Genomic DNA, 18,652 nt, shown 5'->3' with positions numbered 1-18,652 from the left:
TTATTTTAAATCAGTTATTGCAGACTTGTCCATATCATCGTAATCTAAATTTTCTCCCGCCATACCCCAGATAAACGTATAATTACTCGTTCCAGCTCCTGAGTGTATAGACCAAGGGGGAGAAATGACAGCTTCTTCATTTTTCATCCAAATATGACGGGTCTCCTCTACTGGTCCCATAAAGTGGGCGACTGCTTGACCTTCTGGAACTTCAAAATAAAAGTAAACTTCCATACGACGGTCATGCGTATGAGCGGGCATCGTATTCCAAACAGAACCTGGCTTGAGCTCTGTCATTCCCATTTGCAGCTGACAGGTATCGACAATCTTATTCAAAAGCATTTGGTTGATTGTTCTATGGTTTGCTGTTTCGAGAGTGCCAAGCTCGATTTTATTCGCCAATTCTTTTGTCACTTTTTTCGTCGGAAAAGCATGATGAGCAGGTGTTGAATTCAGGTAAAATTTTGCAGGATTTGATGCATCTTTGCTACTGAAATACACCTCTTCAACTCCTTTACCGATATATAAAGCTTCTTTATTCGCTAGATCGTAGATGGTTCCATCGACTTCAACTTGCCCAGCTGCTCCAACATTGATGATCCCCAATTCTCTTCTGCTGAGGAAATAGGGCTCTTTCAATAGGGCAGGTATCGTTTCCAATTTTAGTTTCTCAGCAATAGGCATGGCGCCTCCTGCCATGTAACGATCATAGTGTGAATAGGTAAAATGGATCTGGTCTGCTTCAAAAATATTTTCAATTAAAAAGTTCTCTCTTAAAGACTTGGTGTCAAGTGTTTTACATTCATTAGGGCTAATTGCGTAGCGCGACTCATAATTCGTTTTCATATTTTAGCGTATTTAAGAAATATGTTAAAAATAAGACATTAATAGATCATAAGCCACAATAATCTTCGCAATCGATATCGGAAAAATTTAAATGAAAATAGAAATGATATAAGACCAGAGGGCAGTTGTAAACAAACTTAGGATAATTCCCAAGCCAATAATCAAGTTGATTAGCTTGGTGTTTAATCTGAATTGTTGTACGACCATACTTGCTGTAATTAAGGTAGGCATTGCTGCCTCCATGATACTAACGCGAGCGATGTCTCCTTTAATACCCAGCGACAGAGCAGCTAGCAGTACCAGCGCAGGAGCCAACATTAATTTATATAATAACGTCATGGAGATCTGGGAGATCTCCCGTTTGATTCCCTTAAACTGGAGTTGTAGACCGACAGAGAATAAGGCTAAGGGTGCAACTGTGGGTGCAATTTTATCAAAGAAAGGTTCGCTTATACTCAAGTCAACGTATGGCGATAGTACAAGAGCGAGAATACACGCTATAAAAGGAGGAAATGTGACAAGCCTTTTTAATAAAGCACTTACTTTAATTCCTCCATTATTGCTGCGGTCTCCTTTGATGGCACAGATAATTCCTACGGTAGATAAAAGCATAAAATTGACCTGATCACAAATAATAGCAATGCTGAGGTTTTGCTCCCCGTAATAAGCAATGATCAATGGAAACCCAATAAAAGAGGTGTTACTATACGCTGAAGATAATTCTAAGGTACTCCGAGAACGTTGGCTATAGCCTTTATAACGACAATACAATTCCATAAATATCCAACTTCCTGCAACAACTATTATCGGAGATAACACCGGAAATATCAGTTGAGTGCTCCAACTGATCTGTGGAATATATTTAAAAGATACTGCAGGCAAGGCGATGTACAATACCCAAATATTGATGCTTTTAGAGGCATTTTCAGGAATGAGTTTGAAATGCTTAAACAGCATTCCGGTGCATATGCAGAATATGATAAGGATAAAATTGACCATTTTGAATTGGAAAACAGGATGAACGGACGAAGTTACTGAAAACAGAAATTTACTTGTTGCTTTTTTGGGATTTTAATCATAAAAAATCTGCCTGTTTTTGATTCAGGAACTATACGAATAAGATTGTATTCAGATTATTATTATATTAATATATCATTAAGCTTTAATAGAGGTATACTAGAGGGTTTCTATAGGGTTCCTATAGGTAAAGCTATAGAAATGCTGTACTAAATCTAGCTTACATCTGTTGAAAATCAGGCTTAATATCTAATCTGCTTCCTATCTCTCCTTCAGTTAGCCTTAATAAAAAATGAGCTTAGGTCTTTTTAATGTATAAAAAGAAAAAGCATTGTCTTAAAAACCAATGCTTTTCTTTTTTTCTTCCTAAATTAGCGTCATGACAAAGAAAAAACCAACCATACTGGTCGTGAATGATGACGGCATTACTGCGCCAGGTATCAAAGTTTTGATTGAAGAGATGCAAAAAATCGGACATGTGGTTGTCGTCGCTCCTGATAGTCCACAATCGGGTATGGGGCATGCCATTACGATCGGTCGACCTTTGCGTTTAGATCGTATTGACTTGTATGATGGTGTTGAGATGTATAAATGTTCAGGAACTCCGGTCGATTGTGTTAAACTCGCCGTGAATAAGATATTTAAAGGTCGTAAACCAGATGTATGTGTCTCCGGTATCAATCATGGATTAAACCATTCCATCAATGTATTATATTCGGGTACGATGTCTGCTGCGGTTGAGGGAGCGATTGAAGGAATTCCATCCATTGGATTTTCTTTGGATAATTTTGATTACGATGCTGATTTTTCACATTGTAGACCTTATCTCCTTTCGATTACCAAACAAGTACTGGCAAATGGTCTTCCTAAAGGATCTTTATTAAATGTCAATTTTCCTAAAGATGAAGCCAAAGGAATTAAAATCTGTCGTCAGGCAGGTGGACATTATGTCGAAGAGTTTGATGAGCGTGTCGATCCTAGAGATCGCGATTATTATTGGATGACAGGTAGATTTGAGTTGGAAGATCGGGGCGAGGATACAGATTCATACGCCTTAAGTAAAGGATATGTAGCTATAGTTCCAACGCAGTTTGATATGACCGCTCACCACGTCATCCCTCAATTAAATTCTTGGGCATTCGATAGTTAATATGAAAAAAAAATTAGGCATAGGGATTCTATTGGGTGCTATTGCACCCTTAATCGCTTATTTAATTTCTACTTATACCACACTTTTTGAGAAAACGATTGCTGAAAAGCCGATGTTAATATATGCTGTTGCGGTATTTATCAACTTATTGGCGATACGTTTTTTATTCAAAGGAGAGAAAGAAGCCTTAGCAAAAGGAGTATTGGCTGCAACTTGTATAGCGACAATACTTTATATACTCACACATAAATTATCCATATGAAATTGACATTGGGTTTTTCCCCCTGTCCTAATGATACCTTCATTTTTGATGCACTTATTCATCATAAAATAGATACAGAAGGATTAGAATTTGACATTGTTTATGAAGATGTCGAAACATTAAATCTAAGAGCTTTTAAGGGCGACTTAGCCATAACGAAATTGAGTTACCATGCTTTTGCCTACGCAGTAGAGGATTATGAGCTTTTGGATGCCGGTAGCGCATTAGGCTTTGGAGTTGGACCGATGTTAATTACCAAAGATGAACATTTGGCTAAAGAACTTCAAGACAAATTATCTGCTCAGGCCTCACTTACGACTGCATTGCAACAATTGAGTGTTGGCTATCCCGGTAAGTATACGACTGCTAATTTTTTATTAGGATTGGCTTTTCCCGAATTGAAGAATAAAAAAGAGCTTGTCTTTTCAGAGATCGAAGGAGCTTTGTTGGCTGGTGATATCGATTTGGGCTTAATTATTCATGAAAACCGGTTCACCTATCAAGAAAAGGGACTTTTTAAAGTGGTTGATTTGGGAGATTATTGGGAGAAAACGACAAATTGTCCTATTCCATTGGGCGGTATTGTAGTGAAAAGAAGTATTCCTGGCGATATTAAGGAAAAACTGAATCGTATTTTACGAGCAAGTGTGGAATATGCTTTTGCTAATCCTACATCAGGTCTGGAGTTTATAAAGTCACATGCGCAGGAGATGAGTATTGAAGTAATGTATAAACATATCGATCTTTATGTCAATAAGTATTCTGTATCGCTTGGAAAAGAAGGACGTTCAGCAATTGAAATCATGTTTAATAAGGCTCAGGATATGGGCTTTATCCCGAAAACGGACAAGAATTTATTTTTGTCATAAAAAAGAGTAAAAAATATAGATATCGTATGTTAGATATGATATCTAATAACTAAATTTGCCCGATTAGTGTCAATTTGTCTGCAATTTTAGTTTGGAGTCATTATTGAATGAAAGTCATAAATTGAGATAGAAAAGAATATTATGTTAAAATTTTTAAGTAAATTATTTGGAAGTAAATCCGAGCGAGATATTAAGGGAGTTCAACCAATTGTAGAAAAAATCAAATCGGAATACGAGCAGCTTTCGTCACTTACTGACGATGAATTGCGTGGCAAAACGGCTGATTTCAAAAATAGAATAAAAGGATATTTAGCAGATATTGATACCGAGATCTCTACTCTAAAGGCAGAAGCTGATGCTGATGACTTGGATATGTCGCAGAAAACTGCGATATATGAAAACGTGGATAAGTTATCCAAAGATCGTGATAAAAAATTAGAAGAAGTTTTAATGGATATTTTACCTGAAGCATTTGCTGTGGTAAAAGAAACATCAAGACGTCTGACAGAAAATAAACAATTAGTCGTTAAAGCAACCGATTTTGATCGAGAAATCGCTGCACAAAAACAAAATGTAGTGATCCAAGGTGATCAAGCGACATGGAAAAATGTGTGGTTAGCAGCGGGGACTGAGGTAACTTGGAACATGGTACATTATGATGTGCAGTTAATTGGTGGTATTGTATTACATCAAGGTAAAATTGCGCAGATGGCTACTGGTGAAGGTAAGACTTTGGTAGGTACGCTACCGACTTATTTAAATGCATTAGCAGGTAATGGTGTACATATTGTAACGGTCAATGATTATCTAGCACGTCGTGACTCGGAGTGGAATGCACCATTATTCGAATTCCATGGTTTAAGTGTAGATTGTATTGATAAACATCAACCAAACTCACCACAAAGACGTAAAGCTTATGCTTCTGATATCGTCTATGGTACCAATAACGAATTTGGTTTCGATTATTTACGTGATAATATGACGCAGACTCCTGAAGCATTAGTGCAAGGTAAGCTGCATTTTGCGATGGTGGATGAGGTCGATTCAGTTTTAATTGATGATGCTCGTACACCTTTGATTATTTCAGGTCCTATTCCTCGTGGTGATCAACATGAATTCTACCAATTAAAACCGCGCATCGAACGTTTGGTAAATGCACAAAAAGCCTATATCAACACGGTATTGAATGAAGCTAAGAAAGCGGTTAAGGCTGGAGATATCGATCCAGAAAAAGGTGGCTTGGCCTTATTTAGAGCTTACCGCGGATTGCCTAAAAATAAAGCCTTAATTAAATACTTAAGTGAAGATAATCATCGTCAGATTTTGCAAAAAGTAGAAAACTACTACATGCAAGAGCAGAATAAAAATATGCCTAAAGCTGATGCAGAATTATTCTTTGTGATCGATGAGAAAAACAATCAAGTAGAATTAACAGAAAAAGGTATTGAATTAATCACGGCTTCAGGAGAGGATCCTTCATTCTTTATCCTACCAGATGTCGGTTCTGAAATTGCTGATATTGAAAAAGCTGAAATTCCTTTAGAAGAGAAAGCGACTCGTAAAGAGGAGTTATTACGTGATTATTCGATCAAAGCGGAGCGTATTCATTCGATCAACCAATTATTAAAAGCATATACTTTATTTGAAAATGATGTTGAGTACATTGTTGACGAAGGAAAAGTCAAAATTGTAGATGAGCAAACAGGACGTATCATGGATGGTCGTCGTTACTCAGATGGATTGCACCAAGCGATTGAAGCTAAAGAGAATGTGAAGGTAGAAGATGCTACACAGACTTATGCAACCATTACTTTACAAAATTACTTCCGGATGTACCACAAGCTTGCAGGTATGACGGGTACAGCTTCTACTGAGGCTGGTGAGCTTTGGGAAATATATAAATTGGACGTTGTCGAAATTCCGACCAATCGCGTTGCTTTACGTGATGACCGTCAAGATTTTATTTACCGTACTGCTCGTGAAAAATACAATGCTGTTGCAGAAGAAATTCAAAAATTGACCGAAGCAGGAAGACCTGTGTTGGTGGGTACAACTTCTGTAGAGATTTCCGAATTATTGAGCCGAATGCTTCAGTTGCGTAAGGTTAAACATAATGTATTAAACGCAAAACTACACCAGAAAGAAGCTGATATTGTTGCTGAAGCAGGTCAACCTGGTCAAGTAACGATTGCAACAAACATGGCTGGTCGTGGAACGGATATTAAGTTAACGGACGAAGTTAAAGCTGCTGGTGGTCTAGCGATCATCGGTACAGAACGTCACGAGTCACGTCGTGTTGACCGTCAGTTACGTGGTCGTGCTGGTCGTCAAGGGGATCCAGGATCATCGCAATTCTTCGTTTCATTGGAAGATAACTTGATGCGTCTATTTGCTTCGGAGCGTATCTCTAACATCATGGTTAAGATGGGAGTTGAAGAAGGTGAAGTGATGCAACACAGCATGCTGACCAAATCAATCGAACGTGCACAACGTAAAGTGGAAGAAAACAACTTTGGTATTCGTAAGCGTCTTTTGGAGTATGATGATGTGATGAACTCACAACGTACGGTTATCTATACAAAACGTAAAAATGCTTTATTCGGAGAACGTCTAGATGTAGATTTGAACAACATGATTTTTGATGTTGTGGAAGAAATCGTGGTTGATGGTAAAGAGGGTGGTTCTTATGAAGATTTTCAAATTGAGGTGATCCGTGTGTTTGCTGTCAATCCAGAGATTTCGGAAGAGGAGTTTACCAACTTAAAGATTGAAGCATTGACCGATCGTTTGTTTGAGCAGATCATTAATGCATATCATACTAAATTAAACACGGTAGCGGCTCATACGATGCCTGTCTTGCAAAATGTGTTTGAAGAACGTGGTAATGTTGTTGAAAATGTTGTTATTCCTTTCTCTGATGGTCTTCGTGGCATCCAAGTTGCTACAAACTTGAAGAAAGCAATTGAAACTGGCGGAAGAGAAGTTTTCAAATCATTTGAAAAAGGAATTGTTTTAGCTTTAATTGATGAAGCATGGAAAGAGCATTTACGTGAAATGGATGACTTGAAACAATCTGTTCAAAATGCTGTTTACGAGCAAAAGGATCCGATCATTATCTATAAAATGGAGGCATTTAACTTATTTAAATCGATGTTAGCGGTGATGAATAAGGATATCGTCAGCTTTATTTTTAAAGGAGAGATTCCGGGACAAAATATGCAAAGTGTCCCTGAGCGTTTGGTACAGGCACCTCCTGTTCAGGTGAAAGCGACAAAAGCAGAATTAGAATCTCCAATAGGCGTAAGTGCTGAAGATGTAGATACACGCGACCTAGGACCTACACAGCCTATTCGTAATGAAAATGCAATTGGCCGCAATGATGATTGTCCTTGTGGTTCAGGAAAGAAATACAAAAACTGCCATGGCGCTAATAGCTAGGCGGGATTTAAAATAATAAAAGAATGCTTAAGAAAGGATTGATAGTTGTTTTTGCTTTAGTTGCTTGTACTTTTTTGAAAGTGAAAGCGCAGAAAAACGATAATGTAGTGATTGTCAAAGATACATTAATTACAATTTTACAACATTATCGGGCAAATATGGGTATCAATCCTATCGAAAGCAAACCTGTTGCAGTTCCAACTAAAGCACCTGTACGCAGTGCGGCTACGCGCACTACCGTGCGCGGTTTTAGGGTTCAGATCTATGCAGGTAGTGATCGTAACAATGCTTTCTCAGAGCAAGCACGATTTAGAAATATGTACAAAGATATGGATACCTATATCAATTATGATGAACCCAATTATAGGGTCAAAGTAGGAGACTTTAGGAGTCGATCTGAAGCAAATAATTTTATGAATTTGCTTCGCCAACAGTTTAAAAACGTATTCGTATTCTCTGAAAACGTTTTTGTTTACCAATAATCTTAAGATAATGGCAAGTATTAAAGATCAAGTTAATGCCTTAGCCCAACAGTTTTTTCAAGAAACAGTTCAAATGAGGAGACATCTTCATCAACACCCTGAACTTTCTTTTGAAGAGTACAATACTTCGGCATATGTCAAATCTATATTGAGTGATATAGGTATTCCCTTTGAAGAAATGGCTGACACGGGCATTGTTGCCTATCTAACAGGTGACATCGCATCTGATGAAGTTATTGCTTTACGTGCTGACATGGATGCTTTACCAATTCAAGAGGTAGAGGGCAGAAGCTATGGGTCACAAAATCCTGGTGTGATGCATGCTTGTGGACATGATGTGCATACCTCATCGTTGTTAGGCGTTGCAAAAATATTATATGCTTTAAAATCTGAATTTGGAGGAGTTGTTAAATTGATTTTCCAACCGGGAGAGGAACGTCTTCCGGGTGGTGCTTCTCTCATGATAAAAGAAGGAGTCTTGCAAAATCCAGCTCCTACGGCCATTATAGGGCAGCATGTGATGCCGTTTATTGAAGCCGGAAAAGTAGGTTTTAGAGAAGGTAAGTATATGGCTTCTTGTGACGAACTGTTTATGACAGTAAGGGGAAAGGGCGGTCATGGAGCGCATCCACATCAAAATATTGATCCTATTGTTATCACGGCACATATCATCACGGCACTTCAACAAATAGCCAGTCGCTTTGCAGATCCAAGAACTCCAACAGTTCTTTCTTTCGGAAAGATCATCGCAAATGGAGCCACTAATATCGTTCCTGATGAAGTTTATTTAGAAGGTACCTTCCGTACTTTTGATGAAGATTGGCGTGCTGAGGCGCATGAAAAGATGATTAAAATGGCTACCGGTATCGCTGAGAGTATGGGTGCCGTCTGCGATTTTGATGTTCGTAAGGGATATCCATTTTTAATTAACAATCCTGAACTGACAAAAGCAGCTCGAGGTTTTGCTGAAGAATATGTGGGTAAAGAAAATGTGTTGGACCTAGATTTGTGGCCAGCTGCAGAAGACTTTTCTTACTATTCTCAAGAAGTGAATGCTTGTTTTTATCGCTTAGGAACAGGAAATAAATCAAAAGGGATTCAATCTGCGGTCCATACTTCAACGTTTGATGTCGATGAGGATGCATTACAGCTGAGTATTGGTTTGATGGCTTACATGACTTTAAGACGTTTAGGGTTTTAAAAGATATGTCATCACACCATATTGTTAGAGAAAGGCAAGAACCAGCATTACTGATTACGGATGTTTATAGTATTGATCCTGAATTGGTGGGACAATTGCTAGAATGGTCTCCAACGATCATTACGGATGTAAATTCTTATGAGGCCGTGACCTCGCAGACCTATAAAGTAGACGTTATTTTTAGTCCCTTTCCGATTGATCTACCGCAGGAACATGTAAAGAGTGTTCTTTATGAAATAAATTATATCGCAAGTGCTTTGCGCTATCTTATTGCAGAAGGGTATAAAGCTGTTAATATATTAGGCTCGGGATTTGATCAAGAGATCTTGGAAAGTTTTGTACCAGAGATTGATATGGTTTGGTTACATGATGATAAGAGGACTATTTTTGTACCTTCTGGATTTGAAAAATGGATGCCCGCAGGAGATGATCTTTTTCTCGAACCTTTATTATGTGATTTGGAGACAAGCGGATTAAACAGGATAGGAGAAAACCATTTTATAACGATCAACGATGGTTTTTTTAGTATTACATTTTCGGAACCTCAATTTTGTTTATTGACAGAAAAACTATGAGTACAGTTAGCATCAAACCTGCCGGAGTAGCAGAAGCAGAATGTATTAGTGAAATTGGAAAGAAAAGCTATTGGGAAACTTATCCTGCAATTTTGACGACAGAACAGATTGATTTTATGTTGAACAAAAACTATACTGTTGAAGCTATTCAGGCTTTAATGGATAGTGGTCAAGATTTTTATGTGCTGTATGAAGATGCTATGGTGAAAGGATTTGTTTCTGTTCAGGTGAAAGAACAATCTATCATGAGAATAGAAAAACTTTATCTTTTGGCTGAGGTTAAGGGTAAAGGTTATGGGAAGCTGTTGTTGGATTTTATAGCACAGTTGGCTAAATCAAAGGATTTGAAACGATTAGAACTTAATGTAAACCGGAATAATCCAGCTTATTATTTTTATTTAAAGCAGAACTTTTTGATCACTGAAACGGTTGATATCCCTTATCATGGTTATGTTTTGGATGATTATGTCATGCAAAAAGAGCTTACTCTTTAGCGGTTAATTTTGGGAATTAAGTAGTATATTTCCTCTATGAATGAATAGCTTTTAATGACAGAGGAGAGAACGATAAATTGTTTTTATATGTGACAAAATTATGTTGCATATAAAAAGCAATTTATCTAAGTTTGATATAAATAGTAATCATCATGAAAGAAGTAACAGTAGAAGAACTTAAATCAAAAATTGATAATAATGAAGATTTTCAATTAATTGATGTACGTGAAACATTTGAATATGAGGTTTCTAATTTAGGAGGATTGAATATTCCTTTATCTGGAATCTTAATTGAAGTCGATAAAATTGCTAAAGATAAACCCGTTGTCGTTCAATGCCGCTCAGGAAAGCGTTCGGCACAAGCTGTAATGATGTTGGAGCAACAAGGTTTTGATAATTTGTCCAACTTAAAAGGTGGTATTCTAGCTTGGAAAGAAGAGATTGATCCTGAGATAGACGTCTATTAATATGAATCTATCCCGGTTATGCTTTTCATTGCGGAAATCAATAACCGCATTGGTCTACCACTAACAAATCATATTTAATGAAAAACTACGAGCATCAGACTAAACAAGCATTTTTGTTTAGTCTTGCTTTTTATGGCATTTCACTGGGCTCAAGATTATTTCATTTCGAAATTTTTCCAATACTTTTTAGTATATCATTATTACTTTCTTTAATTTGGGTCGTATTGGCATTGCGAGAAATTATATTTTCTGGTCGTATTTCAAATACGGAGCGGATGCTTATGGCATTATTTATTATATTTTTTAATATAATTGCAGGTGTATTTTACTTTTTCAAATTTAGAAAGAAGGTAATTGGTAAAGGATAATATTATGACAAAAAATTTTATTTTAAATATCGTAATCAACTTATTGATTGTAGGAGCGGTATACTATGGCTATAAGTCTTATGAAGCAGGAAACATTTTAGTCTGTGGTATTTCAATAGCGCTCTTGGTGGTCTTTATTTATTTTAAGCGTGTACTTTTCAAAAAAGTACAAATAGACTTGAAAAATGAAGAAGCGCGGAGAAGACAGTCGCAGGAAAAGATGAAGTAATATAAAAGGGGTTATCTAAAATAACCCCTTTTATATTATTATTTTACAAATGGTGGTTTAACCACTTTTGCTTTTATACTTTGGTTGCGGATATTGATGAAGATTTCAGTACCTTCTTTAGCGAAAGCATTATCTACATAGCCTAAACCGATTGATTTTTTTAATGTTGGAGATTGTGTTCCAGAAGTAACACGACCAATTTTATTTCCTTCAGCATCTACTATTTCATAATCATGACGGGCAATACCGCGGTCAATCATTTCAAATCCGACTAATTTTTTCTTGATACCAGCTTCTTTTTCAGCCTTTAGATTAGCCGAGTTTACAAACTCTTTCGTGAATTTTGTTACCCATCCTAATCCACCTTCTAATGGAGAAGTCGTATCGTCGATATCATTACCATAAAGACAGAATCCCATTTCTAAACGTAACGTATCACGAGCACCTAAACCAATTGGTTTAATACCGTAGGCAGCACCAGCTTCGAAAATCGCATCCCATACTTTTTGCGCATCTTCATTGGCAACATAGATTTCAAAACCACCTGCTCCTGTATATCCTGTGGCAGATACCAATACATTCTCAATTCCAGCAAATTTTCCTTTGGCGAATGAATAATACTCCATTGAAGCAAGTTCAATATCTGTTAATGCTTGTAAGGCATCAGCTGCTTTAGGGCCTTGTACGGCAAATAGAGAAGTCTCATCAGAGATGTTTTTCATGTCAACACCAAAGCTGTTGTATTTAGCGATCCAATTCCAATCTTTCTCAATATTAGAAGCGTTTACAACAAGAAAATATGTGTTTTCGTCGATGCGGTAAGTTAGAAAGTCATCTACTATGCCACCCGTTTCATTTGGAAGATAGCCATATTGTACTTTACCATCATATAGTTTGGAAGCATCATTCGAAGAAACAGCCTGGATAAGGTCCAGCGCTTTTTCCCCCTTAAGAATGAATTCGCCCATGTGACTAACGTCAAACACACCTACACCTGTACGAACAGTTTCGTGTTCATCATTGATGCCCGAATATTGAACGGGCATATTGAAACCTGCAAAAGGTACCATTTTCGCTCCTAAAGCGATATGCGTATCCGTAAGGGCAGTATTTTTGATCATAATACGATAAGTTTTATTTATTTACAAATTTACAAATTAAACATTGATTTTAGCTTAAAGATTAGTATTTGTGCAATCGATTTACTGATCGATCATCAATGAATAAATTACAGTCTCCGTTTTTTCATCATCTCTATCCTCACAAAGTAAAAAGGTCAACTTTCCATTTATCTTTTCTTTTAGTGTGATTCCTTCAAATTTATGTTTGCCAGGGATACGAATAGTCTCGAGGCTCTTCAAATCATTTCTTTTGAATTTACCTAGTACCGTTCCCGCAATTTCTCCATCCAAATAGGTCGAATTTGATGCCTCGGCTGCAGCGATAAAGTACACGTTATCATCCACGAGTATGGCATCTGTAAAAGCGGTTTGAACTTGATCGATCAATGGGAGAGTTATAGCATTGAAACTGCTTTCTTCATGGTTCAGCTTATTGATCTTAAAAATACCATTTTGTGTTTTTTGACCATTTCCGCGATTGAAAAGCCAAATTTCATCATTGGTATGAATAACTCCTTCAATATTAAAATTATCTTGATCTACCTGAAATTTCTGCTGGAGATCTTGATATACTTTACTTAAATCTTCTTTATGCACTTCTTTTTGATAAGTAAGGCGGATATTACGATTGACAGTTGATCCTGATCCATAGATGTAAAATTGATTTTGATCGAATGCAATGGCTTCAAAATCTGGTTTTTTAGCTTTTGCCATATTTTCTAAATCGCCACCGGTTTTATCCAATTGGATCTTGGATAATTGGCGATTGTCTAATGAAAAATCATACAAATATTGACTGTTATCTGCGATCAGATAAAGATGGTTATTTTGGTATACTAATCCCGAGGCAGCACTAATCCCAGATATAGTTAAAAAAAAGTCTAAAATTAAGTTCTTCATCGTTAGTTTTCAAGATTTAACAAGGTTAAAACCCGCTTAAATTCAGGTTGTAATCCCGCATGTATAGTAATTGTTTCTTGCGTTTTAGGATGTTTAAATGTTACTTGCGAAGCATGCAGCATCATGGTGTCCATTTCAAAATTTTCCTTCCAAAATTTATTTTGTTTATTACATCCGTGTGGACGGTCTCCAATGATCGGGTGGAAGATGTGTGCAAAATGTTTTCTTAATTGGTGCATTCTTCCGGTAGTCGGATTAGCTTCAACCAAACTATAGCGTGATGTCGGAAATTTTCCTGACGGGAATGGAAGTTCTGCTTTAGCTCGTGTTTTGAAATTAGTTTGTGCTTCCTGTATTACGCCATTATCTTTTTTCAGCGGGTAATCAATGAGCATTTCTTCGGGTGCATGGCCACGTAATATCGCTAGATATTTTTTATCGACCTGTTGGTTCTGAAATAATTGCTGCAATTCTTTATCCATGTCCTTATTTAAAGAAAATAAGAGGATTCCTGCTGTTTTCCGATCCAGCCGATGTGCAGGATATACCGTTTGACTAATTTGATCACGTAAGAGCTGAAGGGCAAATTCGGAAGCATCCCGTGCGATAGATGAACGGTGTACAAGTAAACCATGTGGTTTATTAATCGCAATGATATCGTCGTCTTGATATAATATTTCTAACATCGTTGTATCAATTATTCTTTATAGCATCGATTATTTCGGTCGCTTTTTCGTCGATCTTAGAGCTTAACCATATTTTTCCGAAAGCACCGACACCGATAGGGTTATCCTTACCTTGCCATTTAATTTTTGTTAATGAAAAAAGATAGAAGTTTTCAACGACAACGTTTTTTGAAACGAAATCTTCTACTGCATTATGACCAAATAATTGCATGCCAATATCAAATAAGCTTTGTTCCTTTTTTCCTAATTGGTTTTTTAATAAATATTCCGCTTTCTCTTTTACAACAAGCTCATGTTGTTCCTTTTTAGGATTTGTCCAAATTGCTGCGATAACAGTGACAATTATTACTAATGCAAAAATTCTTTTTTTATTCATTTTTAAGAAATTGTGTATACAAAAATAGCGTTTATACATACATATAAACGCTATAATATGATTATTATATACATTCTATTAAAAAAGTAACTGCCAAACCCATTCTCCGGCGATCCATAAAAGATAGATGGTACCGACAAAAAAGAGGAGTATGATCGAGAGAATACCTAATAGTAACCAAATGGCAGATCCTTGATGTTTGTTTTCATAATAATGCTCTTTCATCAATTTAATGTTCTTTGTATTGGCTTTATTAAAAAAGTCAAAAATATTACCAAAAATCGGTACGGCTCCAAAAATTGCATCAACTGAAATATTGATGAGCATCTTGACGACTAGTTTTGAGCTAGCACCATTTCTCCACATGACCATTACTAAAACGAATGAGGTTCCAAAGCTGGCAATTGTTCCTGCAAAAGGTACAAAGTTAAGAATAGGGTCAAGACCAAATCGAAATCCAGCTATTTGAAAGTTGTTATCCATCAGCCATGACAGTCTCTCGACCCATCCGAAATCGTGGTCTCTTCTTTTTTCTTTGTCAGCTATAGATAACACTCTTTTCATTATAATATTTCAAATGATGCATTTACTTCACTTGTAATTTTGATCGGTTTAATGTGTAAATCTAAGTTTTCTGCAGCTTCATCAGCTTCCATGGCTCCCGACTTGAATGATGCTGCCATAACACGAGGTGAATTAAAATAAATCATTTGTGGGCTTTCTGACAAAAGAATTGCTTTTCCAATTTTTTGGCCAGCAGCTTCTGCTAAGATTTTGGCATTGTCCATGGCATCTTTAACGGCTTTCACTTTTAAAGTTTTCTCCAACTCTTTCTTTTTTGAATAATCAAGTTCGCTGATGACCGTACTTTGGATCCCTGCCGCATCAACACCATCGAACAAATCATTTAATTTATTCAATTGCGTTACTTTGATACGGTATTGGCGAGACAATAAGATATCTGTTTCTTTTTTCTTTTTCGTTGTATAATTTGTACTATAGATGTTTTGGATTGTAAAATCCTTTTTTTCAACACCTATGTTTGTTGCAGATTGAAATAATTGCTTTTCCAAGTTTTCGATCGTTACTTTTTTCTTCGTATTGCCGTCTTGATAAAATTCTTTTAAAGTAACATTTATATAAATAATATCTGGAGTAACTTCCTCTTCTGCTCTTCCGATGGTAGTAACCATATCTTTATTCATCATTTGTTGTGCTTGTAAACTGTGTACTGATGCAAATAGCATTAATCCTAACAATAATTTTTTCATAGTTTTTCTATTTTAATACTTGTTTTCAAAAATCGATCCATTGTTTGTTTCTATTGATGTAGACGCAGTTTGTGCCAAGTAGTTTAATGGAAAAAAAATTAAAAAGTTAAAGGATTTTGATTTTTTTTAAATATCTTTAAGAAATTTAATACAATAAACAATGCAAGAAGGAGTAGTAAAATTCTTTAATGAAACCAAAGGTTTCGGTTTCATCATTCCAAATTCAGGCGAGAGCGAAATTTTCGTTCACGTTTCTGGTTTAGTAGACAAAATTCGTGAAAATGACAACGTTTCTTACGAAGTTGAACAAGGTCGTAAAGGTCTTAATGCGGTAAATGTAAAAGTTATCTAATCAGATTTTAAGATATATTTATTGTAGAAAAGCCCGATTTCCGAACGAAATCGGGTTTTTTTATTCTTCTATTTTATGAATTTTAATGAGTATAGAAAAGCCCTATATATTACATGGGTTATTATTTCAATCTTTATTATTATCTTTTTATTGTTGTTCTATAGTTTAGATAATTCCTTTTTACTTGCTGCTGCTCCCACATGTCCTTCCAAATTAAAAGGATCGACATGTTTTCTTTGTGGTATGACACGCGCATTTCTGAGTATCAAGGACGGACAGTATTTTGCTGCTCAACAATTTAATAGTGGAAGTGTTATTTTATTTTCATTGATTTTCATAAATTCTATTATCTTTATTATAGAAAAAATGATAAACCTAAAAAAAATATGAGAATTGCTGGATTAGTATTGGGTATTCTATCCTTAATTGGGATGTTAATTGCTTTTATACCTTGCTTGGGGTGGTTAAATTGGCTTAATATACCTTTCGCCGTTGTTGGTCTGATTGTCAGTTTGATTGCTTACAATGATGTGACGATACAGCCTAATAATCAACCAAAGACTGGAATTATTCTATGTGCGATTGCTATTGTACTAGGCGGCTTTCGCTTGCTTGTAGGCGGTGGTATTTTTTAATGACTAATGAAATATTTCTTCTAAGATATAGAGTGATTTTATTTCTTTGAAATTGGTGAGATGCAATCTGTAAAAATCAATTATTTTTTCTAAAAGTATTTGACGATCTCTTGTACTCATCTTGATATTTTCAGAATAATTGAATTCTGTAGCCATCAATTTCCTAAATAGGGAAGTGTGTGGCTCCTGTAGTACATATGGGTGTTCAGGTAGTTGATTGGAAAATGTGGCAGCTTCGAGATTGAAGTAAGGATAATCTTTTGTGGACTCGACAGGATAAAAACCTAAAAATCTACTCAAGTTGATCAAAAACACCAAATGAAAGTTGGCCAGATTTGTTTCGGATTCGTCCAGCCACAGGATCGCTCGGTAAAGATATTCAAACAGATAGGGATCGCCTGCCTGCTCTCGTAATATTTTATAGAGCACCTCGTTGAGGAACATCGCTAATGAGCTTTTAACGATGTCGTAGGGTATTGTTTTTAAAGGAGGTACTTGGTGGGCTTCACTGATGCGATGTAGACTGTTGCTTTCTTTAAAAGTGACCACCATATCTAAGGGATGCAAAGCCTGTAAAAAGCCAGATCTAATTTTTGCTTTTGGTTTGCGTGCCCCATTGACCAGGTACGATTGCAAACCAAAATGTTCGGTATAGATTTGTGCAACAACACTACTTTCAGAATAATTGGTCGATTTTAATACTATTCCTCTTGTCTTATGAAGCATATTTAATTGTTCTTTTTTCCTTTTCGCATTTCTAATAGGCTGGTTCTATCGATTTTTCGGATCAATCTGTATACGATACGAAGGAATCCAATACCAAAGGAAAGAACACCTAAAATCATGACAGGCTTATACCAATTGTTTTTTAGCTGCATGAGGTAATAACCCAAAAGAATGAGTAAAATGGCAAGTATAATTTCTAATAGTCCTCGGCGTAGATATTTATTCATAATGTTTACAAATGTGAATTGTTGAAAACTATTTTCTTTTATTTAGCAAATATAATATAATTAAATACATTATTTTTGCCATTACTAAGACCTGAATATTTATTTTTTTAAAAATAAATCCTTAAAATTGTTGCATTTAACAAAATAAATATAGATATTTGCACACTCTTTGCAAAAAGATATATTTAAATTAAGACAACAAAATAACATAATATCATGTCAAGAATTTGTGATTTAACAGGCAAAACAGCAATGAATGGATATAATGTATCTAATTCTAACGCTAAAACAAAACGTAAATTTTACCCAAATTTGCAAACAAAACGTTTCTTCATTCCAGAAGAAGATCGTTGGATTACATTAAAAGTTTCGACTTCGGCGATTAAAACGATTAACAAAATTGGTATCACTTCTGCTATCAGTAAGTTCATTAAAAAAGGATCAATCTAATTGATTTTTCGCCTGTTGCATAAAATATCATTCATGAATTTCAATCCTATCATTTTTTAGGATTCAAAATAAAGTAAAACAATGGCTAAAAAAGGAAATAGAGTACAAGTTATCTTAGAATGTACTGAACACAAAGAAAGTGGTCTTCCGGGAATGTCTCGTTACATCACTACTAAGAACAAGAAAAATACAACTGAGCGTTTAGAATTGAAAAAATTCAACCCAGTATTGAGAAAAGTTACTGTTCACAAAGAAATTAAGTAATTCACATCTTAGTTGCTAAATAGGCACTAAGTTAAAATATTAATACCATGGCAAAGAAATCTGTTGCATCGTTACAAAAAGGTGGCGGTAAAGAATATACAAAGGTTATTATTACAACTAAATCAGCTAAAACTGGAGCTTATACTTTCAAAGAGGCTATGATCCACAACGATAAAGTTAAAGATACTTTAGCACAGGCTGCAAAAAATAACTAGTAATTTTCCTTTTTTAAAGTTTTTCTTTAAA

The 18,652-nt window shown here is 35.8% G+C and carries 26 protein-coding genes; 16 read left to right on the top strand and 10 right to left on the bottom strand.

Going from position 1 to position 18,652, the window contains the following annotated elements; all coding sequences use genetic code 11:
• Both kduI and C8N37_RS13650 read right to left on the bottom strand, forming a co-directional pair.
• The gene (gene kduI, locus C8N37_RS13655) at positions 1-846 is read right to left on the bottom strand and encodes a 5-dehydro-4-deoxy-D-glucuronate isomerase (RefSeq protein ID WP_108159394.1); all 846 of its coding nucleotides are present in this window, start codon (positions 844-846) and stop codon (positions 1-3) included.
• Positions 847-933: 87 nt separating this feature from the next.
• Entirely contained in the window at positions 934-1,845 is a 912-nt protein-coding gene (locus C8N37_RS13650; RefSeq protein WP_108159393.1) for an AEC family transporter, read from the bottom strand.
• A gap of 397 nt (positions 1,846-2,242) precedes the next feature.
• Between C8N37_RS13650 and surE the strand changes: the two genes are divergently transcribed.
• The 11 genes from surE to C8N37_RS13595 all read left to right on the top strand — a co-directional run bounded on the left by surE (position 2,243) and on the right by C8N37_RS13595 (position 11,398).
• Positions 2,243-3,013 carry a 5'/3'-nucleotidase SurE gene (gene surE / locus C8N37_RS13645; protein ID WP_045754207.1) on the top strand — a complete coding sequence of 257 codons (771 nt, stop codon included), beginning with the start codon at positions 2,243-2,245 and terminating at the stop codon, positions 3,011-3,013.
• 1 nt (position 3,014) lies between these two features.
• Positions 3,015-3,275, top strand: coding sequence for a hypothetical protein (locus C8N37_RS13640; RefSeq protein WP_108159392.1), 261 nt, complete (start codon positions 3,015-3,017; stop codon positions 3,273-3,275).
• Positions 3,272-4,144, top strand: coding sequence for a menaquinone biosynthesis family protein (locus tag C8N37_RS13635; protein ID WP_108159391.1), 873 nt, complete (start codon positions 3,272-3,274; stop codon positions 4,142-4,144). The genes C8N37_RS13640 and C8N37_RS13635 overlap by 4 nt, the downstream gene beginning before the upstream one ends.
• 141 nt (positions 4,145-4,285) lie before the next feature.
• Positions 4,286-7,582: a preprotein translocase subunit SecA gene (gene secA, locus C8N37_RS13630; protein WP_108159390.1), complete on the top strand. Its 3,297-nt coding sequence runs from the start codon at positions 4,286-4,288 to the stop codon at positions 7,580-7,582.
• Positions 7,583-7,605: 23 nt separating this feature from the next.
• Positions 7,606-8,064 carry an SPOR domain-containing protein gene (locus C8N37_RS13625; protein ID WP_108159389.1) on the top strand — a complete coding sequence of 153 codons (459 nt, stop codon included), beginning with the start codon at positions 7,606-7,608 and terminating at the stop codon, positions 8,062-8,064.
• Between the two features lie 10 nt (positions 8,065-8,074).
• Entirely contained in the window at positions 8,075-9,265 is a 1,191-nt protein-coding gene (locus C8N37_RS13620; protein WP_108159388.1) for a M20 metallopeptidase family protein, read from the top strand.
• 5 nt (positions 9,266-9,270) lie between these two features.
• The gene (locus C8N37_RS22920; RefSeq protein WP_186812816.1) at positions 9,271-9,840 is read left to right on the top strand and encodes a thiamine diphosphokinase; all 570 of its coding nucleotides are present in this window, start codon (positions 9,271-9,273) and stop codon (positions 9,838-9,840) included.
• A complete protein-coding gene (locus C8N37_RS13610; protein ID WP_108159387.1) occupies positions 9,837-10,334 on the top strand; it encodes a GNAT family N-acetyltransferase in 498 nt (165 codons plus the stop codon). The genes C8N37_RS22920 and C8N37_RS13610 overlap by 4 nt, the downstream gene beginning before the upstream one ends.
• 152 nt (positions 10,335-10,486) lie before the next feature.
• Entirely contained in the window at positions 10,487-10,801 is a 315-nt protein-coding gene (locus C8N37_RS13605; RefSeq protein ID WP_045754215.1) for a rhodanese-like domain-containing protein, read from the top strand.
• Between the two features lie 77 nt (positions 10,802-10,878).
• The gene (locus C8N37_RS13600) at positions 10,879-11,169 is read left to right on the top strand and encodes a hypothetical protein (RefSeq protein WP_108159386.1); all 291 of its coding nucleotides are present in this window, start codon (positions 10,879-10,881) and stop codon (positions 11,167-11,169) included.
• 4 nt (positions 11,170-11,173) lie between these two features.
• A complete protein-coding gene (locus tag C8N37_RS13595; protein WP_108159385.1) occupies positions 11,174-11,398 on the top strand; it encodes a DUF6358 family protein in 225 nt (74 codons plus the stop codon).
• A 38-nt stretch (positions 11,399-11,436) separates the two neighbouring features.
• On the opposite strand, the gene gcvT is transcribed toward C8N37_RS13595, so the two are convergent.
• The 6 genes from gcvT to C8N37_RS13565 all read right to left on the bottom strand — a co-directional run bounded on the left by gcvT (position 11,437) and on the right by C8N37_RS13565 (position 15,752).
• Positions 11,437-12,516, bottom strand: coding sequence for a glycine cleavage system aminomethyltransferase GcvT (gcvT, locus tag C8N37_RS13590; RefSeq protein ID WP_186812820.1), 1,080 nt, complete (start codon positions 12,514-12,516; stop codon positions 11,437-11,439).
• A gap of 84 nt (positions 12,517-12,600) precedes the next feature.
• Positions 12,601-13,419, bottom strand: coding sequence for a DUF6929 family protein (locus tag C8N37_RS13585; RefSeq protein ID WP_108159383.1), 819 nt, complete (start codon positions 13,417-13,419; stop codon positions 12,601-12,603).
• Between the two features lie 2 nt (positions 13,420-13,421).
• Positions 13,422-14,105 carry a pseudouridine synthase gene (locus C8N37_RS13580; protein ID WP_108159382.1) on the bottom strand — a complete coding sequence of 228 codons (684 nt, stop codon included), beginning with the start codon at positions 14,103-14,105 and terminating at the stop codon, positions 13,422-13,424.
• Positions 14,106-14,112: 7 nt separating this feature from the next.
• A complete protein-coding gene (locus tag C8N37_RS13575; protein ID WP_170114527.1) occupies positions 14,113-14,481 on the bottom strand; it encodes a DUF4359 domain-containing protein in 369 nt (122 codons plus the stop codon).
• Positions 14,482-14,559: 78 nt separating this feature from the next.
• On the bottom strand, positions 14,560-15,045 hold the full coding sequence (locus C8N37_RS13570; RefSeq protein WP_108159380.1) for a DUF4112 domain-containing protein: 486 nt from the start codon (positions 15,043-15,045) through the stop codon (positions 14,560-14,562).
• Complete coding sequence (locus C8N37_RS13565) at positions 15,045-15,752, bottom strand: SIMPL domain-containing protein (RefSeq protein ID WP_108159379.1); 708 nt, start codon at positions 15,750-15,752, stop codon at positions 15,045-15,047. Before C8N37_RS13565 ends, C8N37_RS13570 begins: the two co-directional genes overlap by 1 nt.
• Positions 15,753-15,912: 160 nt before the next feature.
• Here C8N37_RS13565 and C8N37_RS13560 point away from each other — a divergent pair, with 160 nt between their 5' ends.
• A complete protein-coding gene (locus C8N37_RS13560) occupies positions 15,913-16,104 on the top strand; it encodes a cold-shock protein (RefSeq protein WP_038695072.1) in 192 nt (63 codons plus the stop codon).
• 386 nt (positions 16,105-16,490) lie between these two features.
• On the top strand, positions 16,491-16,739 hold the full coding sequence (locus tag C8N37_RS13550; RefSeq protein WP_045754223.1) for a hypothetical protein: 249 nt from the start codon (positions 16,491-16,493) through the stop codon (positions 16,737-16,739).
• Positions 16,740-16,742: 3 nt separating this feature from the next.
• Here C8N37_RS13550 and recO read toward each other — a convergent pair whose 3' ends face one another.
• Positions 16,743-17,465, bottom strand: coding sequence for a DNA repair protein RecO (recO, locus tag C8N37_RS13545; protein WP_108159377.1), 723 nt, complete (start codon positions 17,463-17,465; stop codon positions 16,743-16,745).
• A gap of 2 nt (positions 17,466-17,467) precedes the next feature.
• A complete protein-coding gene (locus tag C8N37_RS13540; RefSeq protein WP_108159376.1) occupies positions 17,468-17,692 on the bottom strand; it encodes a signal peptidase in 225 nt (74 codons plus the stop codon).
• A gap of 216 nt (positions 17,693-17,908) precedes the next feature.
• Here C8N37_RS13540 and rpmB point away from each other — a divergent pair, with 216 nt between their 5' ends.
• From rpmB to C8N37_RS13525, 3 genes are all read left to right on the top strand, one after another.
• On the top strand, positions 17,909-18,142 hold the full coding sequence (gene rpmB, locus C8N37_RS13535; RefSeq protein WP_045754226.1) for a 50S ribosomal protein L28: 234 nt from the start codon (positions 17,909-17,911) through the stop codon (positions 18,140-18,142).
• An 81-nt stretch (positions 18,143-18,223) separates the two neighbouring features.
• Complete coding sequence (rpmG, locus tag C8N37_RS13530) at positions 18,224-18,406, top strand: 50S ribosomal protein L33 (RefSeq protein ID WP_002998409.1); 183 nt, start codon at positions 18,224-18,226, stop codon at positions 18,404-18,406.
• 47 nt (positions 18,407-18,453) lie between these two features.
• Positions 18,454-18,621 carry a DUF4295 domain-containing protein gene (locus C8N37_RS13525; protein WP_084405346.1) on the top strand — a complete coding sequence of 56 codons (168 nt, stop codon included), beginning with the start codon at positions 18,454-18,456 and terminating at the stop codon, positions 18,619-18,621.
• The last annotated feature ends 31 nt before the right edge of the window (positions 18,622-18,652 follow it).

The organism is Sphingobacterium faecium (genome assembly GCF_003054045.1).
GTDB lineage: Bacteria > Bacteroidota > Bacteroidia > Sphingobacteriales > Sphingobacteriaceae > Sphingobacterium > Sphingobacterium faecium.
This window is presented reverse-complemented; position numbering and strand designations above follow the sequence as displayed.